We start from the raw sequence: 16,845 nt of genomic DNA on the forward strand, positions 1-16,845 counted from the left end.
TTGTTGTAATCATATAGGCTTAAAATTCAGATCTTAAATCATGACATAATGTAACGTCTACCATTCTGTATGTAAGTGCATGATATTTAATAATTATGTTTCTATTTCTGTTGGTGTGGCTTTTGTGGAAGTGTGATTTAAAACAATGACTTATGTAAAATTAACCATTTTATAACATTTCACGGGTAATGAGATCTAAATCAATCTTATGCAATTGGGTGAGTTTTTTATTTGAAATGTAATATTTCTAGGTTAACTTAAAATAAAGGCAGCACGGGATTGGTTGTCAAAAGAATAAATAAACACGTCAGTTGGTGAACTATTTCATCAGTGTATTAAGTTTGCTTTTTAAATGCCGTTAAGAATGGAGTCTTCAATGAAGAAAGTCGCTTTGATCACTGGATCAAAAGGCGGAATTGGTTCTGCTATTTCCTCTCAATTAGTCAATGACGGTTACCGTGTAATCGCTACTTATTTCACAGGTAACTACGAATGTGCGCTGGAGTGGTTCAACAGCAAAGGGTTTACCAAAGATCAGGTTCGCCTTTTTGAGTTGGATGTAACAAACACGACAGAGTGTGCAGAGAAATTGGCGCAATTGCTTGGGGAGGAGGGAACCATTGATGTTGTTGTCAACAACGCAGGAATCACACGTGATGGCGTGTTTAAAAAGATGACTGCGCAAGCTTGGAATGATGTCATCAATACCAACCTCAATAGTTTATTCAACGTTACGCAACCCCTCTTCGCTGCAATGTGCGAAAAAGGCGGTGGTCGTGTCATCAATATCTCTTCAGTCAATGGTCTTAAAGGGCAGTTTGGTCAAGCAAACTACTCGGCGGCGAAAGCTGGGATGATCGGTTTCTCTAAAGCCTTAGCATACGAAGGTGCTCGCTCGGGTGTGACAGTTAATGTTATCGCTCCGGGTTACACGGGTACGCCAATGGTTGAGCAAATGAAGCCAGAAGTGCTGGAATCCATTACGAACCAAATTCCAATGAAACGTCTTGCGACACCAGAGGAAATTGCAGCATCAGTGAGCTTCTTGGTCAGCGATGCGGGCGCCTACATCACCGGAGAGACTTTGTCGGTGAACGGCGGCTTATACATGCACTAAGGAGAGAAGATGATGGAAAAAGTATTTATCGTAGCGGCGAAGCGTACTCCAATTGGTGCTTTTGGTGGTAGCCTGAAAAATACTTCTGCTGGCGATCTGGCAGCAGTAGCGATTAAGGGCGCGTTGGAAGCGGCAAAGTTGCCTGGCGACAAGGTTGACGAAGTGATTGTTGGCAACGTTGTTGGTGCAGGTCAAGGAATGGGTGTTGGCCGCCAAGCGGCACTGTTTGCGGGGATTCCTGAATCTGTTCCTGCATATGGCGTAAACATGGTTTGCGGTAGTGGCATGAAAACGGTCATGGATGCCGTGTCCCATATCCGTAGTGGCGATGCTGAGATCGTTGTTGCAGCGGGTGTTGAAGTCATGTCTCAGATTCCGTTTGCTGCACCAAGCAGCATTCGTGATGGCAACAAAATGGGCAATCTGGAGCTAAAAGATCTGCTCATAGCGGACGGTTTAACCGATGTTTACAACCAATATCACATGGGTGTGACGGCAGAAAACGTAGCAAAACAAATCGGCTTAACTCGCCAGCAGCAAGACGAATACGCACTGTCTAGCCAACAGAAAGCGGTAGCCGCTATCGAAGCTGGCAAATTTCAAGACGAAATTGTGCCAGTGGAAGTAAAGCAACGCCGTGAAACCGTGATGTTTGATACGGATGAATACCCAAAAGCGAACGCGACAATGGAAGCCTTAAGCAAGCTACGTCCTGCTTTTGACCGCGAAGGCACTGTGACTGCGGGTAATGCATCAGGCATTAACGATGGCGCGAGTGCGATTATCGTGGCGTCTGAAAGCGCAGTTAAAGCGCATGGATTAACGCCGCTTGCTGAGATCGTAAGCTATGCGCAATCGGGTCTTGATCCGAAGATCATGGGCCTAGGCCCTGTAGAGTCGGTCAATAAAGCACTCGAAAAAGCGGAACTCACAGTAAATGACATTGACGTTTACGAGTTAAACGAAGCATTTGCAGCGCAAGCACTTGGCGTGATTCATCAGTTGGCGGAAACAAACCAAGTTCCAGTTAACGCGATTCAAGATAAAGCGAACTTTAACGGTGGTGCTATCGCGCTAGGACACCCGCTTGGTGCATCTGGAAACCGAATCTTAGTCACGCTGGTTCACGAGCTTCATAAGCAAAATGGTCAATATGGCGTTGCTTCACTTTGTGTGGGCGGCGGCATGGGCACGGCTGTGGTTGTAAAGACAGTTAAGTAATTATTTAAACGGACATTTTTAATTCTTTCTCTAGGAGACAAACCATGTACACAGATTTCTTCAAAACATTTAGCGATCAAACTGAAAAAAATCTAGAACCTTACTTGAAGTTCAACAAGCTAGTGACAAAAAACGTAGAAGTGTTGACCGAGCTTCAATTGAACGCCATTCGCACATACAGTGAAGTGGGTCTAAACCAGATGAAAGCAGCGACAGAAATCAAAGACGTAACGTCATTGACTGCTTTCAACAGTCAGCAACTAAGCGTACTTACTAAACTTTCTCAACAAATGATGGATGACAGCAACAAGCTTCAAGCGATTGCAAAAGAGTTCAAAGAAGACGTTGAGAAAATGACTTCGGAAAATCTAAAGACTGTTACTCCAGCGTAATTTGTCCGATTCTCGCCGCCCCTAGATTTGGGCGGCGTTGTTTTATCCGAATATAGGAGTAAGACTATGTTTCAACACTTCTTTTCGGACTATCTTGTGAAGCTTCAGGAAACCAATCATCAGTGGTGGCATGATTTCGAAGTGAACAAGGCAGTCGTGAACTCTCCTTTAAACAAGGCCATGCAAGAAGTGAACTTTGAGGATACTGCCAAACTGTTCGAACAAGCTGCGAATCAGCCTGCTGCGATTTTAAAGCTGCAAGCACAGTGGTGGGAACAGCAGCTGCAAATTTGGCAGAATGTTTCATTGGCAGGGAACCAAGCACAAATCGTCGAAGCTGAAAAAGGGGATAAGCGTTTCTCAAACGCAGCGTGGCAAAATGAAGCCATGTATAGCTTCATCAAACAATCCTACCTTTTATTTAGTAAGACCTATCTGGACACCATCGAGTCTTTGGAAGGCTTAGATGAAAAGACGAAAGAACGTATTATTTTTTTCTCTCGCCAAGCCATTAACGCCCTTTCTCCTTCCAACTTCATCGCCACTAACCCAGAGCTTTTGAAGCTGACACTTGAGCAAAACGGTCAAAACTTACTGGCAGGCTTAGAGCAGTTGAAAGAAGACGTTGAGTCGAGCGCAGACATTTTAAAAATTCGTATGACGAATAACAATGCATTCCGCGTGGGCGATGACGTTGCGACGACACAGGGCAATGTGGTTTTTCAAAACGAATTGTTTGAGTTGATTCAATATCGACCTCTAACAGAGAAAGTGAATGCGACGCCGCTGCTCATCGTCCCACCTTTCATCAATAAATACTACATCCTTGATTTAACAGCAAAGAACTCAATGGTTCGATGGTTGTTAGAGCAGGGGCATAGTGTATTTATGATGTCTTGGCGCAATCCAGGCAAGGCACAAGCGCACATAGAGTTTGGTGACTACGTGACAGAAGGCGTAGTGAAAGCCGTCGCTGTAATTGAAGATATAACAGGACAAGAGCAAATCAATGCTGCTGGTTATTGTATCGGTGGTACTGTTTTAGCAAGCACGGTTGCCTACTACGCTGCAAAACGTATGAAGAAGCGCATTAAGTCTGCCACTTTCTTCACCACGTTGCTCGACTTCTCTCAACCAGGTGAAGTCGGCGCGTATATCAATGACACCATTGTTAGTGCAATTGAAGCGCAAAATAACGCAAAAGGGTATATGGACGGCCGTTCCTTAAGCGTGACGTTTAGTTTACTGCGTGAAAACAGCTTGTACTGGAACTACTACGTCGACAATTACTTGAAGGGTAACAGTCCGGTTGATTTCGACTTGTTGTACTGGAATAGCGATAGCACCAACGTCAGCGCTGCATCTCACAATTTCTTGCTTCGCGAGCTCTATTTAGAGAACAAGCTAGTGCAAGATAAAGGCGTCAAAATTGGTGGAGTATGGATTGATCTAAATAAGATCAAAATTCCTAGCTATTTTGTGTCAACGAAAGAAGACCACATTGCGTTATGGCAGGGAACTTACCGTGGTGCGCTGAACACGGGTGGTAACAAAACGTTTGTCCTCGGTGAGTCTGGTCATATTGCGGGCATCGTGAACCCTCCAGCTAAAAATAAGTATGGTTATTGGTTGAACGATAATTTGGATGACTCTGCTGATGAGTGGTTGAATAACGCGGAACACAAAGAGGGATCGTGGTGGACACACTGGAACGAGTGGTTACTCCAATTCAACCCTAAAGAGCAAGTTGAGCCTTTCCCTATTGGCTCAGAAAACCATCCGGTTATTGATGAGGCGCCAGGACAATACGTCAAACAGGTTCTGCCAGTAAAAGAATCTTAAACGACTCCCTATAACAGTAAATCTTAGCGGCCTTTATGGTCGCTTTTTTTATGTATGATTGCTTGTTTATTGTTGGCAAGTACCATTGATTAATAAATAAAAAGCGCCGAGCATTTGCTCGGCGCTCAGTGTCAACAAATAGGCTAGTTGAGGAGTAGAGATGCGTTACGTTACACCTCTTTATCCTTACCAAATGACAGCAGCCAGAGAGAGATTGCTGCTACCGCCACAAAGCCGGAAAGAATAATCACTGGCATAGCACTGTAGCCAAGGATATGCCAAATTACAGATTCTAATGTACTCATGGTAAGTCTCCTTAGTGCCAGCCTTCAACGCCGCTCATGTCTGGTAGTTTGTGCGCAATACCTTTGTGACAGTCTACACATGTTTTCTCGCCTGAAGCTAGAGCGGTGGAGTGCTGTTCTGCCGCACGTGATCCTTGCTGAGAGTAATCCATGAAATCAAACTCATGACAGTTACGACATTCAAGAGAGTCATTCTTTTTCATACGTGCCCACTCTCGTTCTGCGAGGTGTCCACGACGCTCTTGGAACTTCTCTGGCGTATCGATCGTCTTCGTTACGAAGTGTGCAAATAGCTCTTTAGATGCCTGTACTTTACGAACGATCTTATCCGTCCATTCATGAGGAACGTGACAGTCTGAACAAATCGCACGAACACCAGATCGGTTGGAGTAGTGAATTGTTTCTTGAATTTCAGCAACGATCGGCGCGTGACAGCCAGAACAGAATTCTTCTGTGTTGGTTGCTTCCATACCTGTGTTGAATGCGCCCCAAAATAGAAGGCCACCAGCGAAGCCTAGAAATAAAACCACACCAGCGGCAGCTTTACTCGGGCTCGACAGTCTCTTCCAAAACGCTTTAAGTATTTTCATAAGTAACCTCTTAGTACTCGCGTTTCAATTACTGAAGCGAATCGACTGCCTTAAACTCGTTTTCCACTAGTGGTTTTGCATCCGTTTGTGGAACGTGACATTGCAAACAGAAGTAACGACGAGGAGACATATCTGCCAGTACCGCATCTTCTCTGTTTACATAGTGCGTTACGCTAATTTTAGTCGCACCTGACTCTTTTGCATTTTTCCAGCTATGGCATGCAAGACACTTGTTAGCATTTAACGAAATTTCGTAGTGACGAATGCTGTGTGGGATCAACGGTGGTTGATAAACATAGCTGTCTTCAACAATTTGATCTTTAGGGAAGTCTTTGAACTCGTCTGCTGGACGCGTATCTTCCAATTGAGACATTCCACGTAAAGATTCTAGACCACCAATACCACCTGGATTATCCAACTCAGCTTGCGCAATGCCTGTCACTAACGCACCTACAGATAAAACTGCGACAAGTAATTTTTTCATCATTTCATCTCCGCCTTTATGGCTTAAATTCTTTATTAGGCCGCCATAATGACGGCCGTAGCATTCAGTATCTGAAGGTTAAGCAATCTTAGTGATTTTGACTGGGCACTTCTTAAAGTCTGTCTGTTTAGACAGTGGATCAGTCGCATCTAGGATAAGCTTGTTAATCAAAATACGTGCATCAAAGAACGGTACGAATACCAAGCCTTTTGGCGGACGGTTACGACCGCGAGTTTCAACACGAACGCGTACTTCACCGCGTTTGTTTGCCATGAGTACTTCTTCACCACGACGAACATTGCGTGCTTTTGCGTCTTCTGGGTGCATGTAACACACTGCGTCTGGTACTGCTTTGTATAATTCAGGTACACGACGAGTCATGGTGCCTGTGTGCCAATGCTCAAGAACACGACCAGTACATAACCACATATCAAATTCATCGTTCGGTACTTCTGGTGGCGCTTCGTATGGCGCGGAAATGATCTTCGCTTTGCCATCAGCATTGCCGTAGAAGTCCCAACCAGAACCTTCTTTCGCGTATGGGTCTGAACCTTCTTTAAAGCGCCACTGTGTTTCCTTACCATCAACAACAGGCCAACGTAGACCACGTACTTGGTGGTAGCGGTCGTATGGAGCCAAATCATGACCGTGACCACGACCAAATGTTGCGTATTCCTCAAACAGACCTTTTTGAACATAGAAACCGAAGTGGTGAGCATCGTCATTCAGTTCACGAGCTTCTTCGATAGGGAATTTGTCGACGTTACCATTGCGGTAAAGTACGTCGTACATTGTTTTACCACGGTATTGAGGCGCTTTCGCTAGAAGCTCTTCAGGCCACACTTCTTCCATTTTGAAGCGTTTCGAGAACTCCATTAGTTGCCAAAGGTCCGATTTTGCTTGACCGACTGTGCCCACTTGTTGGTACCAAGCTTGGGTACGACGCTCTGCGTTACCGTAAGCACCTTCTTTTTCAATCCACATTGCGGTAGGAAGAATAAGGTCTGCTGCTTGTGCTGTTGCTGTCGGGTATGGGTCAGACACAACGATGAAGTTTTCTGGGTTGCGGTAACCTGGAAGACGTTCTGTGTTGATGTTTGGACCGGCTTGCATATTGTTGTTACATTGAACCCAGTAACAGTTCAGAACGCCGTCATTCAGCATACGGTCTTGCAATACGGCGTGGAAGCCAGGTTTTGGTGGAATCGTACCTTCTGGCAGTTTCCAGATGTCTTCTGCAATCTTACGGTGTTTAGGGTTAGCAACCACCATGTCCGCTGGTAGGCGGTGAGCAAACGTACCAACCTCACGAGCGGTACCACATGCTGATGGTTGGCCCGTTAGTGAGAATGGGCTGTTCCCCGGAGTCGAGATCTTACCGGTTAGTAGGTGGATGTTGTAAACCAAGTTATTCATCCATACACCACGAGTATGCTGGTTCATGCCCATTGTCCATAGAGACATCACTTTCGTGTTTGGATCCGCGTATTGCTTCGCAAGCTCGATAAGCTTCTCTTTCTCAACACCAGAGATTTCAGATGCTTTCTCTACTGTGTATGGCGCTACTGATTTCTTGTACTCTTCGAATGAGATAGAAGTGAGTTTGCCAGAGTTCGGGTTCTTCGCTGCTTTTTGTAGCGGATCATCGTCACGTAGACCGTAGCCGATGTCAGTGTCTGCTTGAGTGAAGTTCGTGTGTTTGTTCACGAAGTCCCAGTTTACTGCATCGTTTTCGATGATGTAGTTTGCGATGAAGTTAGCAATTGCAAGGTCAGACTGAGGATTGAAAATGTAGCCGTGGTCTGCCAACTCAAATGAACGATGGTAGTAAGTAGAAAGCACGTTCACTTTAACGTGAGGGTGGCTTAGGCGGCGGTCAGTAATGCGAGTCCATAGAACCGGGTGCATCTCTGCCATGTTTGAGCCCCAAAGAACGAAAGCGTCTGCGTTCTCGAAGTCATCGTAACAACCCATTGGCTCATCGATACCGAATGCGCGCATGAAACCTACAACGGCAGAAGCCATACAGTGACGAGCGTTTGGATCAATGTTGTTTGATCGGAAGCCTGCTTTCATTAACTTTGATGCAGCGTAGCCTTCCATTACTGTCCATTGGCCTGAGCCAAACATACCTACGCTTGTTGGGCCTTTTTTCTCGAGGGAAGCTTTCCATTTCTCAGCCATGATGTCGAAAGCGTCATCCCAAGAGATAGGTGTAAATTCACCATCTTTGTGGAATTTGCCATCTTTCATTCGTAGCATCGGTTGAGTTAGACGGTCTTGACCGTACATGATCTTAGAAAGGAAGTAACCTTTGATACAGTTCAGACCTTTGTTTACTGGTGCTTCTGGGTCACCCTGTGTTGCTACCACTTTGCCGTTTTGAGTGCCAACAAGAACAGAACAGCCTGTACCACAGAAACGACAAGGTGCTTTGTCCCATGTGATTTTGGTTTGATCAGAGCTTGCTATCAGGTTGGCTGCAGATGCTGGTAGTGTCACACCTGCGACAGCAGCAGCTGATGCAGCCGCGTTTGCTTTCACAAACGCACGTCTTGTCATTTTCATACTTCACCCTCGATTTGGGAATGTTGTGTTCCAGTGTCTTCTTCATCCGTTTCTTCAAGCCCAGTTTCGATTTGGTGATAAACCAATACCGTGCTTAAGACGTTCGGTAAATTGTTAATGGCATCGATAGTGTCTGTGATGAAACCTTGGTTCTCAGTTTCAAGTACGACGATAATCTTGCCTTCAGGACTGTCACCATAGATTTCCGCATTTTCGTGTGCTTCTATCTTTTGTTTGATTTCGTCCAAATGTTCCGGCAGCACATGTACTACCAAACTTGAAATATGCACTTCATTTAGTGACATATAGCTCTCTCATTTATTTTTATTGCCTTTGGCCGACGACATTCGGCTTAGGCTGTTATATTGCTCACATTGATGGATGAAGTCGGGCACACTGAAACACAGGCGCCGCAGCCGTTACACTCATCAAGGTCTAAATTGGGTTGTGCTACTTTCCCCAGTTCTAATTTGAACTGAATTGCCATCGGGTCGCACATATCCCCACAGCTTCGGCATTCGACATTTTGTTTTGCTAAGCAGTTATCGTTGATACTTGCTTTTGCTTGCCAAGGTTGTTCTGTTTTTGGCAAGAAAAGGGGCTCAGGACAGGCGTTTGCACATTGATAGCAAAATGTGCATTCATCGATGGAAAAATCGACCGAGGGGAATCCGCCATCACTTTTGGTTATAATCTTTGTTTCACAGGCCTCAATGCATTTACCGCAGCGAGTGCAATCGTCCGTAAACTGTTGCGGTTTAGTTAACCAAGGCAAACGTACGGCGTTGTCGGGGTGCGCTTTTCTTGCAAAGAGTCTTCTTCTGGAAAGGTCTACCACTTAGTCACCTCGAAACTTGGAACCCAAACTAAGCATAGTCCACAATTTTCATTAATAAACTGTCATTTAAACTAACGAAATTGTAGTTTTTGACATATTTGTATAAATACCTCTTAGGGGGTAAATGGTATGCAATATTGTTTTGGATCAATAAATTCCGTCGCAGGTGATCACATATTGATAAAGTTGAAAGGTAATGGGTTCATTGCACGTACAAATAGGATTGTTAATGGGCGAGGAACTCAGATTGTTTAAAAATGTGAAAAAGTCAGTGACGCGCACGATTGCGTCCGCGATGCTTCTTATTTTGCTGCTCTCAGTCGCTACGACTGGTTTTGCGATTTTTACGTTAGCGTCCAGTTTGAACGATGCTGAAGCCGTCAATGTTGCTGGCTCGATGCGAATGCAAAGCTACCGTCTGGCGAATGATATTCAGGTTAAATCTGTTGACTATTCTTCACATATTGACGCATTTGAACATTCGATATATTCACCTTCAATGAAAGCGCTTCAGCATTGGTCTGTGCCTGAAGACATCACTCACGATTACTACCGTCTTATTATCAGATGGCATGAACTCAAGGCGGTGCTTAGAGGAGACAACCCGGCAGAATATCAACTCCTAGTGGCCGGTTTTGTTGAACAAATCGATGAGTTTGTATTTAAGCTGCAAAGCTTTTCGGAGCAAAAACTGATTAACTTAGCCTGGATCGGCGGGTTAGGGTTGGGTGGCATCCTTTGTGTCAGTATGTTTGTCGTTCATTTTGTGCGCCTCGAAGTTGTTCGACCTCTGCGTGCCTTAGTTTTTGCTAGCGAGCAAATTAAAAATCGCTCATTCAATATATCGCTCAATGTATCTAGCGATAATGAAATGGGAATACTGACTCGAACCTTTAACCGGATGGCGACAGACCTTGGTAAGTTGTACCGAGGATTAGAGCAAGCGGTTGATGAGAAAACACGTAAATTGCAGCATGCCAACCAGTCTTTAGAAGTGCTGTATGACTCGTCAAAAGAACTCACGGCGTCGCGTATTAATCAAGACAATTTCCAGGCGATTTTGCAGCATATCGTCAGTCTTGAGGGCATTAAAGCGGTCAAACTTGAAATCGAGCAGCTGGGAGAACCGAGCTGGATATTGATGGAAGGAGAAGAATGCTGCCAAGATTGTGATGAAGATTGCCACGGTAAAGCCCTGATGCTAGATGGTGAGCACTTGGGCTATTTATATTGGAAAGCAGGGTTACCTTGTCCGAACGAGGCTCTTATTGACAACTTCGTGCAGATTTTATCACGCGCTGTGTATTACAATCGGGCGCAGCGCCAAGCAGAACAAATTCTGCTGATGGAAGAGCGAGCCACTATTGCTCGGGAGTTGCATGATTCATTGGCTCAAGCACTCTCTTACTTAAAAATTCAGGTCGCTTTGTTGAAGAGAAGCGTAAAGAACTTGCCTGACGAAAAGGCGATCGCGCAGGCTAATCAAGTTATTGCCGAGCTAGATACGGGCTTATCTGCGGCTTATACGCAGTTACGCGAATTACTGACGACGTTTCGTCTTACGATTAAAGAGGGCAGTTTTGGCCAAGCATTGCAAGACATGGTTGAAACGCTCAGTGAACAAACTGCTGCGGACATTACGCTAAAAAATAGACTTTCATCAACTGAACTGGACGCACATCAGCAGGTTCATTTACTACAGTTGATAAGAGAAGCGGCAATTAATGCTATCAAACATGCGCAAGCAGATAATATTCACATTCAATGTCTCGATAATGATGGAAAAGTCACAGTAACCGTTAGCGACGATGGAATAGGCTTTGAACATCAAGACGAAAAATTAAATCATTACGGTATGAGTATCATGCAAGAGCGGGCCGCTAGACTGCATGCCGATCTTCACATCGAAGCATCGATAAACAAAGGTTGTACCGTAAAATTAGAATTCCAACATAGTAAGGAAGTAAACAGTGACAGTGTGTAAAGTAATGCTGGTGGATGATCATCCACTCATGCGAAGAGGTATCCACCAGCTTTTAAGCTTTGAGCCTGAGTTTGAGGTTATTGCAGAAGCAAGTAATGGCGCGGATGCAGTAGCGAAAGCGCATGAGCTGGAACTGGATCTTGTACTTCTTGATCTTAATATGAAAGGCATGTCTGGCCTTGATACTTTGCAAGCACTGCGTGCAGATGGCTGTGAAGCCAGAATTGTCATTCTAACCGTTTCAGATAGCCCAGCAGATATAGAAGCAATAGTTCGAAGTGGTGCCGATGGCTATTTATTGAAAGACACTGAGCCTGATGAGTTGGTTGAGTTGCTAAAACAAGCGCATCAAGGGGACAAGGCATACAGCCAAGAAGTTTCTAAGTATTTGAGTGAACGCTCAGAGCAAGAGGACGTGTTTGATACACTGACCGATCGTGAATCTCAGATCTTAAGAGAGGTGGCAAGAGGTTTCCGCAACAAGCAAATTGCCGATCGTCTTTTTATCTCTGAGTCTACGGTTAAAGTACATATGAAGAGTTTACTTAAAAAGCTTCAAGTTCCTTCTCGTACTGCAGCAACCGTCCTTTATCTTGAGCGCTTTGGCGACATCAAATAACATTGTTGGATTTGAATCTGTAATGATAAATAAAATCAAATAGTTATATTGATTCTGACAAGTAAAAAAACCGCCTAACAGGCGGTTTTTTTACTTGTCTGGGCGAATAGAGTACAAGTCACTGTTGTGCTTACCACACTCCAAATAGTACTGATAAGCCACTTTTTTGCTTTCAGCAATGACTCTCATGCAGTGCATTTTCCCCTGTTCAAAATATCGAATCTCATATTCTACACTGGTATCAAGTTGCTCAGCGGCTGCCATACTTCGCCTCCATAAACCATCCAAAAAACATCCATGCAAATTATATGCCGTTATAGGGAGCGTCGTTCGGTACGTTTTTTAGCCGATAATTGCGCTCTAACTCACTTTTTTGCGGATAGCTGTGATCAAAAAGTTAATTTCAAACTCTATATATTATTAAGGTGGCAATCAATATTTGTCACACTGGTGTAAGTTTGCCGCAATACTAAGTGATACAGGTTGAGTATAGAACTTAATCAACAGAAAAGGGAATACGAATAAGTGACTAAATTAAAGGATGTATCTAATAAGGCGCTTCGTTATGGCCTTCTATTTTGTTTCGTATTTCTGCTTGCCGGTTGTGCGAAAAAGTTTTTATACAGCAATATCGATTGGTTCGTGCTCGATTACTTAGAGGACTATGTCTCGTTGCAAGGGGAACAAGAAGTCCTAGTGGAAGAGCGCTTATTACTGTTGGCAGACTGGCACAAGAAAGAGGAGTTACCATTATATATCGAACATTTAAAAGACCTTGAGAGATTAAAAGCGAGCGATATCACCTTAAATTACTTACAACAAAATCGAGATAGAATGCGAGCGCATTATGATAGAGTGGTCAGCAAAGCAGCACCAGATCTTTTTGCGTTAAGTTTGCAATTAACGAAAGAGCAAGAACGCGAGTTTTTGAGTAATGTACAAGAACATTATCAAGAGCGAAACGCAAAATATGCCGATAAGACAGAAGACGAAGTGCGTGAAATTATTCTGGATAACACTGAAGAGTGGATGGAAGAATGGCTGGGGAATCTATCAGGAAATCAGCGTCAATTAGCTCAAACATTTTCTCAGCAAGTTATTTTAAACAGCCCTTTATGGAGAGATTATCGAGCCACGGTATATCAAGAGCTCGAATACTTGTTCGACAACAAATCTAATGTTGTGACTTATCAAGATATATTTATGCGACTCTTGTTCGAGCCAGAGAGTTATTATAGTGAGCAGCTTTCTCTGAATATTGACTCTAACTTTGCATTGGTTGATCAACTGACATTAGATGTTTCTCGTTCGATGACCGATAAGCAATGGCGTCATTTTCGTGAAAAGGTTAAAGAGTGGCGAGTACTGGCAGAGGAACTTTTAGATTAAATTCATGCTTCAATGAGCGGAAGCAAAGCGCAAAAGCCTTTCTTATCAAAAAATGATTCAAAGCAAATTCTTATTGAACTAAGAGCGTAACATAGCGTGAGGTTTGATGAGGCAACGTCAGCTTATCAATGCGTGATAAGGCCTCATCGTACAAAACAATGAGAATAAATATGAAACATTTAGTTGAAAGATTTCTTCGATACGTCACGTTTGATACCCAATCCAATCCACATGTGACGCTTTGCCCAAGTTCACCTGGTCAGCTTGTGTTTGCTGAGTTACTTAAAAAAGAGATGATCGAGCTTGGTTTAAGTGACGTGACTTTGGATAAAAATGGCTATTTGATGGCTAAACTGCCAGCCAATATTGACTATGAGGTTCCTCCTATCGGCTTCATTGCCCATATGGATACCGCGCCGGATGCATCTGGCAAAAACGTAAAGCCGCAATTCATCGAAGATTACCAAGGTGGCGATATTGCATTAGGGTTGGGGGATGAAGTGTTATCTCCCGTGCAATACCCCGATTTACATCACCTACATGGCCACAATCTTATTACTACCGATGGCACTACATTACTTGGCGCGGATAACAAAGCCGGTATCGCAGAGATTCTTTCCGCGGTAGCTCTGCTACTGGAAAACCCAGACATTCCACACGGCGATATTTGTATCGGTTTTACTCCGGATGAAGAAATCGGTCGTGGTGCAGATTTGTTTAATGTTAAAAAATTTGGCGCGAAATGGGCATACACTATAGATGGTGGCCCGCAAGGTGAGTTGGAATACGAAAATTTTAATGCAGCAAACGCTGATGTAATTTTTCATGGTGTTAGCGTTCATCCAGGTACTGCAAAAGGCAAAATGGTCAATGCGATGAACTTGGCTGCGAAATTTCAAGTTCAAATGCCCCAAGATCAAACTCCGGAAACAACCGAAGGTTACGAAGGGTTCTTCCATCTAAAATCGGCAGAAATGGGCGTTGCACGAAGCGAGCTAGGTTACATTATTAGAGACTTTGACCGTCAAAGACTTGAGGATCGAAAAGCCTTTATGCAGAAACTCGTCGATGAAATGAACACGGGTTTACGCCATGGTTCTGTAGAACTGAAAATAACAGACAGCTATTACAATATGAGAGAAATGGTTGAGCCTTACCCTCATATCATTGAGCTGGCGAAGCAAGCGATGGAAGCGTGTGATGTGGAACCGATTATAAAACCTATTCGTGGTGGTACAGATGGCGCTCGTTTATCTTTTATGGGTTTGCCGTGCCCGAATATCTTCACCGGTGGTTTTAACTTCCACGGAATTCATGAGTTTATTTCTGTTGAAATGATGGAAAAATCAGTACTCGTTATTGTCAAAATTGCTGAGCTCACAGCGAAAAAACACAGTTAAAAGACTACGTCGAGACCTCTTGCAGATTTAATAACAAAATAGCCCAGATCTCTCTGGGCTAGTTAAATATTAAGATGGAATACTAGCGCACGTCTTTGTCTTCAATTTCAATGTCTTCTAGTGGTAACCAGTCGACTTTCACACCCGCTTGATCGAACATATCTTGACTGACTTGGATTTTATCTCCCCAGCGAGATAAAAAGTCTTCAGACTGCTCAGGGCAGTGTACGTGTGAGATCCCTGTTTGAATGATCTTTGCCGCGCAGTTAGGGCAAGGAAAATGCGTTACCCAAATATCACATCCGTCTAAGTCACGTTTTGAGAACAAAATTGCGTTCTCTTCCGCGTGCAGTGTTTTAAGGTATTTCAACTCGCGCTCATCGGTGTCGACACTGTCAGAAACACCATGCGGATAGCCATTAAATCCAACAGATACAATGCGATTCTGTTTAGTAATAACTGCACCGACTTGTGTTGATGGGTCCTTACTCCAAGACGCCACTAGTTCTGCCATCTGGTAAAAGCGTTTCGCCCATTTAGAAATCATAGTCATCCTCTCTGTCGAAGGCGTTGAATTAATTGAATGATAACCCATTTATATTAAAAAAATAGTCAAAATCGGGGTCTTGAGTATGAAGGCGTCACTTTTTACCTTTTTAGCCACAAAACGTTCTTATCTTGAGCACTGAATCTCACTTTACGCCCGAATACAATACTCCCGTTAGTGTTTCCAAGCACACGCTAAAATTCGCGATCTCCTAAGGCGTATATTAAATAGTTATGATTGAGTTGTATGTATATTGCTCATTGAATACCACTGTTAACTAAATTACTTTATTTTCCTTTTGTTTCTCATGTTTACATTTAGAAACACCTTGGGCGCTTTTCAGTGAAGTTTTCAGTGGCAGCAAGGAGTAAGGTTGATAGGAATTCAACAATATCCTGTTCTATAAAGACGGTAAATACATGCAAAAGAAACCACTTGTCGCACTAATGGCGGCTACAGCAATCCTCGCTGGATGCGGGGAAGCTAATAATGCCCAAACGAAAGGTCAAGCGCCTCTCGTAGTGACTCAGGATGTCACGGTTATCGACTACCAACCGAGCAAGTCTTATATCGGTCGCATTGAAGCAGTAGAAGATACCAATATTACCGCGCAGATTTCTGGCTACTTAAAAGCTCGTCACTTTGAAGAGGGGCAAATGGTAGAAAAAGGGCAGCTCCTTTACTCTATCGAGCCATCTTCTTTTGAAGCTCAAGTCGCGAGTGCTAAAGCCGCACTTGCACAAGCTAAAGCGGCGCTAAAAAAAGCCGAATTAGATCATACTCGAGGTAAAAACTTGTTGCCTCGCGGTAGTATCTCTCAATCTGAGTTTGATGCTTTAACTGCGGCACTTCTTGGTGCGAGAGCAGAGCTAGAAGCGGCAAATGCTCAACTTAAACTTGCTGAAGTTAACCTTTCCTATACTCAAATCCGAGCACCTTTTAGCGGACGTATTAGTGATACCAAAGTGAGTACGGGTGATCTGGTTTCTCCATCATCTGGCGTGCTGACAACTCTGGTGAGTTTAGATCCAGTTCATACCTCATTTAGTGTGAGTGAGCGTGAGCGTTTAGCTATGGGTATGGATCAAGTAAAAGGTGATGGCTCGGCTGAATCAAACCGCGTTGAAGTTCAGCTTGAACTGGAAAATGGACAGTTTTTTGAGCATCTCGGTAAGCTTGATTTCTTAGGTAATCGTATTGACACCAAAACGGGTACGATTGCTATGCGTGCGCTCGTTCCAAACCCAGAGCAGAAGTTACTTCCGGGTCAGCACATCAAAGTGAACTTGAGAGACAAGAACACGAAAGACGTTATTGTTATCCCACGACGTGCCGTACAGACTGACTTAGAAGGTGACTTTGTGATGGTGATGGCTGAGGGAAGTGTGGCAGAGCGTCGTAACGTCGAGCTTGGACCTCAGGTTGAACAAGGCATTATCATTCGAGAAGGGCTCGATCAGGAAGATACGGTTATTACACAAGGCCTACAGCGTGTGCGTAATGGTGTAGAAGTGCGCCTTCAAACACCTGCTGAAGATAAGCAGTAGGG

At 43.9% G+C, this 16,845-nt stretch carries 17 protein-coding genes; 9 read left to right on the forward strand and 8 right to left on the reverse strand.

Annotation, left to right across the window (positions count from 1 at the left end; all coding sequences use genetic code 11):
* The first annotated feature begins 376 nt into the window (after positions 1-376).
* The 4 genes from R7070_RS01655 (at position 377) to phaC (ending at position 4,572) form a co-directional block, all read left to right on the forward strand.
* Positions 377-1,117: an SDR family oxidoreductase gene (locus tag R7070_RS01655; RefSeq protein WP_005373555.1), complete on the forward strand. Its 741-nt coding sequence runs from the start codon at positions 377-379 to the stop codon at positions 1,115-1,117.
* Positions 1,118-1,129: 12 nt separating this feature from the next.
* The gene (locus R7070_RS01660) at positions 1,130-2,338 is read left to right on the forward strand and encodes an acetyl-CoA C-acetyltransferase (RefSeq protein ID WP_053349411.1); all 1,209 of its coding nucleotides are present in this window, start codon (positions 1,130-1,132) and stop codon (positions 2,336-2,338) included.
* Between the two features lie 44 nt (positions 2,339-2,382).
* On the forward strand, positions 2,383-2,730 hold the full coding sequence (locus R7070_RS01665) for a phasin family protein (protein ID WP_005373550.1): 348 nt from the start codon (positions 2,383-2,385) through the stop codon (positions 2,728-2,730).
* Between the two features lie 66 nt (positions 2,731-2,796).
* Positions 2,797-4,572, forward strand: a complete 1,776-nt coding sequence (phaC, locus tag R7070_RS01670) for a class I poly(R)-hydroxyalkanoic acid synthase (protein ID WP_205461078.1) — start codon at positions 2,797-2,799, stop codon at positions 4,570-4,572.
* 170 nt (positions 4,573-4,742) lie between these two features.
* Here the strand turns inward: phaC and R7070_RS01675 are convergent, their stop codons facing one another.
* The 6 genes from R7070_RS01675 to napF all read right to left on the reverse strand — a co-directional run bounded on the left by R7070_RS01675 (position 4,743) and on the right by napF (position 9,357).
* A complete protein-coding gene (locus R7070_RS01675; RefSeq protein ID WP_005373546.1) occupies positions 4,743-4,877 on the reverse strand; it encodes a TIGR02808 family protein in 135 nt (44 codons plus the stop codon).
* Between the two features lie 11 nt (positions 4,878-4,888).
* Complete coding sequence (locus R7070_RS01680) at positions 4,889-5,467, reverse strand: NapC/NirT family cytochrome c (protein WP_005373542.1); 579 nt, start codon at positions 5,465-5,467, stop codon at positions 4,889-4,891.
* Between the two features lie 28 nt (positions 5,468-5,495).
* The gene (locus tag R7070_RS01685) at positions 5,496-5,951 is read right to left on the reverse strand and encodes a nitrate reductase cytochrome c-type subunit (RefSeq protein ID WP_005389061.1); all 456 of its coding nucleotides are present in this window, start codon (positions 5,949-5,951) and stop codon (positions 5,496-5,498) included.
* A gap of 78 nt (positions 5,952-6,029) precedes the next feature.
* The gene (gene napA, locus R7070_RS01690) at positions 6,030-8,519 is read right to left on the reverse strand and encodes a periplasmic nitrate reductase subunit alpha (protein WP_005389060.1); all 2,490 of its coding nucleotides are present in this window, start codon (positions 8,517-8,519) and stop codon (positions 6,030-6,032) included.
* Positions 8,516-8,824 (reverse strand): chaperone NapD, encoded by a 309-nt coding sequence (locus tag R7070_RS01695; RefSeq protein ID WP_005373535.1) that lies wholly within the window; start codon positions 8,822-8,824, stop codon positions 8,516-8,518. The genes napA and R7070_RS01695 overlap by 4 nt, the downstream gene beginning before the upstream one ends.
* A 47-nt stretch (positions 8,825-8,871) precedes the next feature.
* Positions 8,872-9,357 (reverse strand): ferredoxin-type protein NapF, encoded by a 486-nt coding sequence (gene napF / locus R7070_RS01700; protein WP_082240183.1) that lies wholly within the window; start codon positions 9,355-9,357, stop codon positions 8,872-8,874.
* Between the two features lie 247 nt (positions 9,358-9,604).
* Between napF and narQ the strand changes: the two genes are divergently transcribed.
* On the forward strand, positions 9,605-11,341 hold the full coding sequence (gene narQ / locus R7070_RS01705; protein WP_025767926.1) for a nitrate/nitrite two-component system sensor histidine kinase NarQ: 1,737 nt from the start codon (positions 9,605-9,607) through the stop codon (positions 11,339-11,341).
* Positions 11,342-11,345: 4 nt separating this feature from the next.
* Positions 11,346-11,960 (forward strand): response regulator, encoded by a 615-nt coding sequence (locus R7070_RS01710; protein WP_031777156.1) that lies wholly within the window; start codon positions 11,346-11,348, stop codon positions 11,958-11,960.
* Between the two features lie 90 nt (positions 11,961-12,050).
* Here the strand turns inward: R7070_RS01710 and R7070_RS01715 are convergent, their stop codons facing one another.
* Positions 12,051-12,224, reverse strand: a complete 174-nt coding sequence (locus R7070_RS01715) for a hypothetical protein (RefSeq protein WP_005373524.1) — start codon at positions 12,222-12,224, stop codon at positions 12,051-12,053.
* A 261-nt stretch (positions 12,225-12,485) separates the two neighbouring features.
* Here R7070_RS01715 and R7070_RS01720 point away from each other — a divergent pair, with 261 nt between their 5' ends.
* Together R7070_RS01720 and pepT are read left to right on the forward strand one after the other, a co-directional pair.
* Positions 12,486-13,349, forward strand: a complete 864-nt coding sequence (locus R7070_RS01720; RefSeq protein WP_064354854.1) for a DUF6279 family lipoprotein — start codon at positions 12,486-12,488, stop codon at positions 13,347-13,349.
* 170 nt (positions 13,350-13,519) lie between these two features.
* Complete coding sequence (pepT, locus tag R7070_RS01725) at positions 13,520-14,749, forward strand: peptidase T (protein WP_256900109.1); 1,230 nt, start codon at positions 13,520-13,522, stop codon at positions 14,747-14,749.
* 82 nt (positions 14,750-14,831) lie between these two features.
* Here the strand turns inward: pepT and R7070_RS01730 are convergent, their stop codons facing one another.
* Positions 14,832-15,296: a dCMP deaminase family protein gene (locus R7070_RS01730; RefSeq protein WP_005373515.1), complete on the reverse strand. Its 465-nt coding sequence runs from the start codon at positions 15,294-15,296 to the stop codon at positions 14,832-14,834.
* A 419-nt stretch (positions 15,297-15,715) separates the two neighbouring features.
* On the opposite strand from R7070_RS01730, the gene vmeY reads away from it, so the two are divergent.
* Complete coding sequence (gene vmeY, locus R7070_RS01735; RefSeq protein WP_054576115.1) at positions 15,716-16,843, forward strand: multidrug efflux RND transporter periplasmic adaptor subunit VmeY; 1,128 nt, start codon at positions 15,716-15,718, stop codon at positions 16,841-16,843.
* Positions 16,844-16,845: the final 2 nt, after the last annotated feature.

It is taken from the genome of Vibrio sp. 1557 (assembly GCF_033340175.1).
GTDB classification, from domain to species: Bacteria; Pseudomonadota; Gammaproteobacteria; order Enterobacterales; family Vibrionaceae; genus Vibrio; species Vibrio alginolyticus.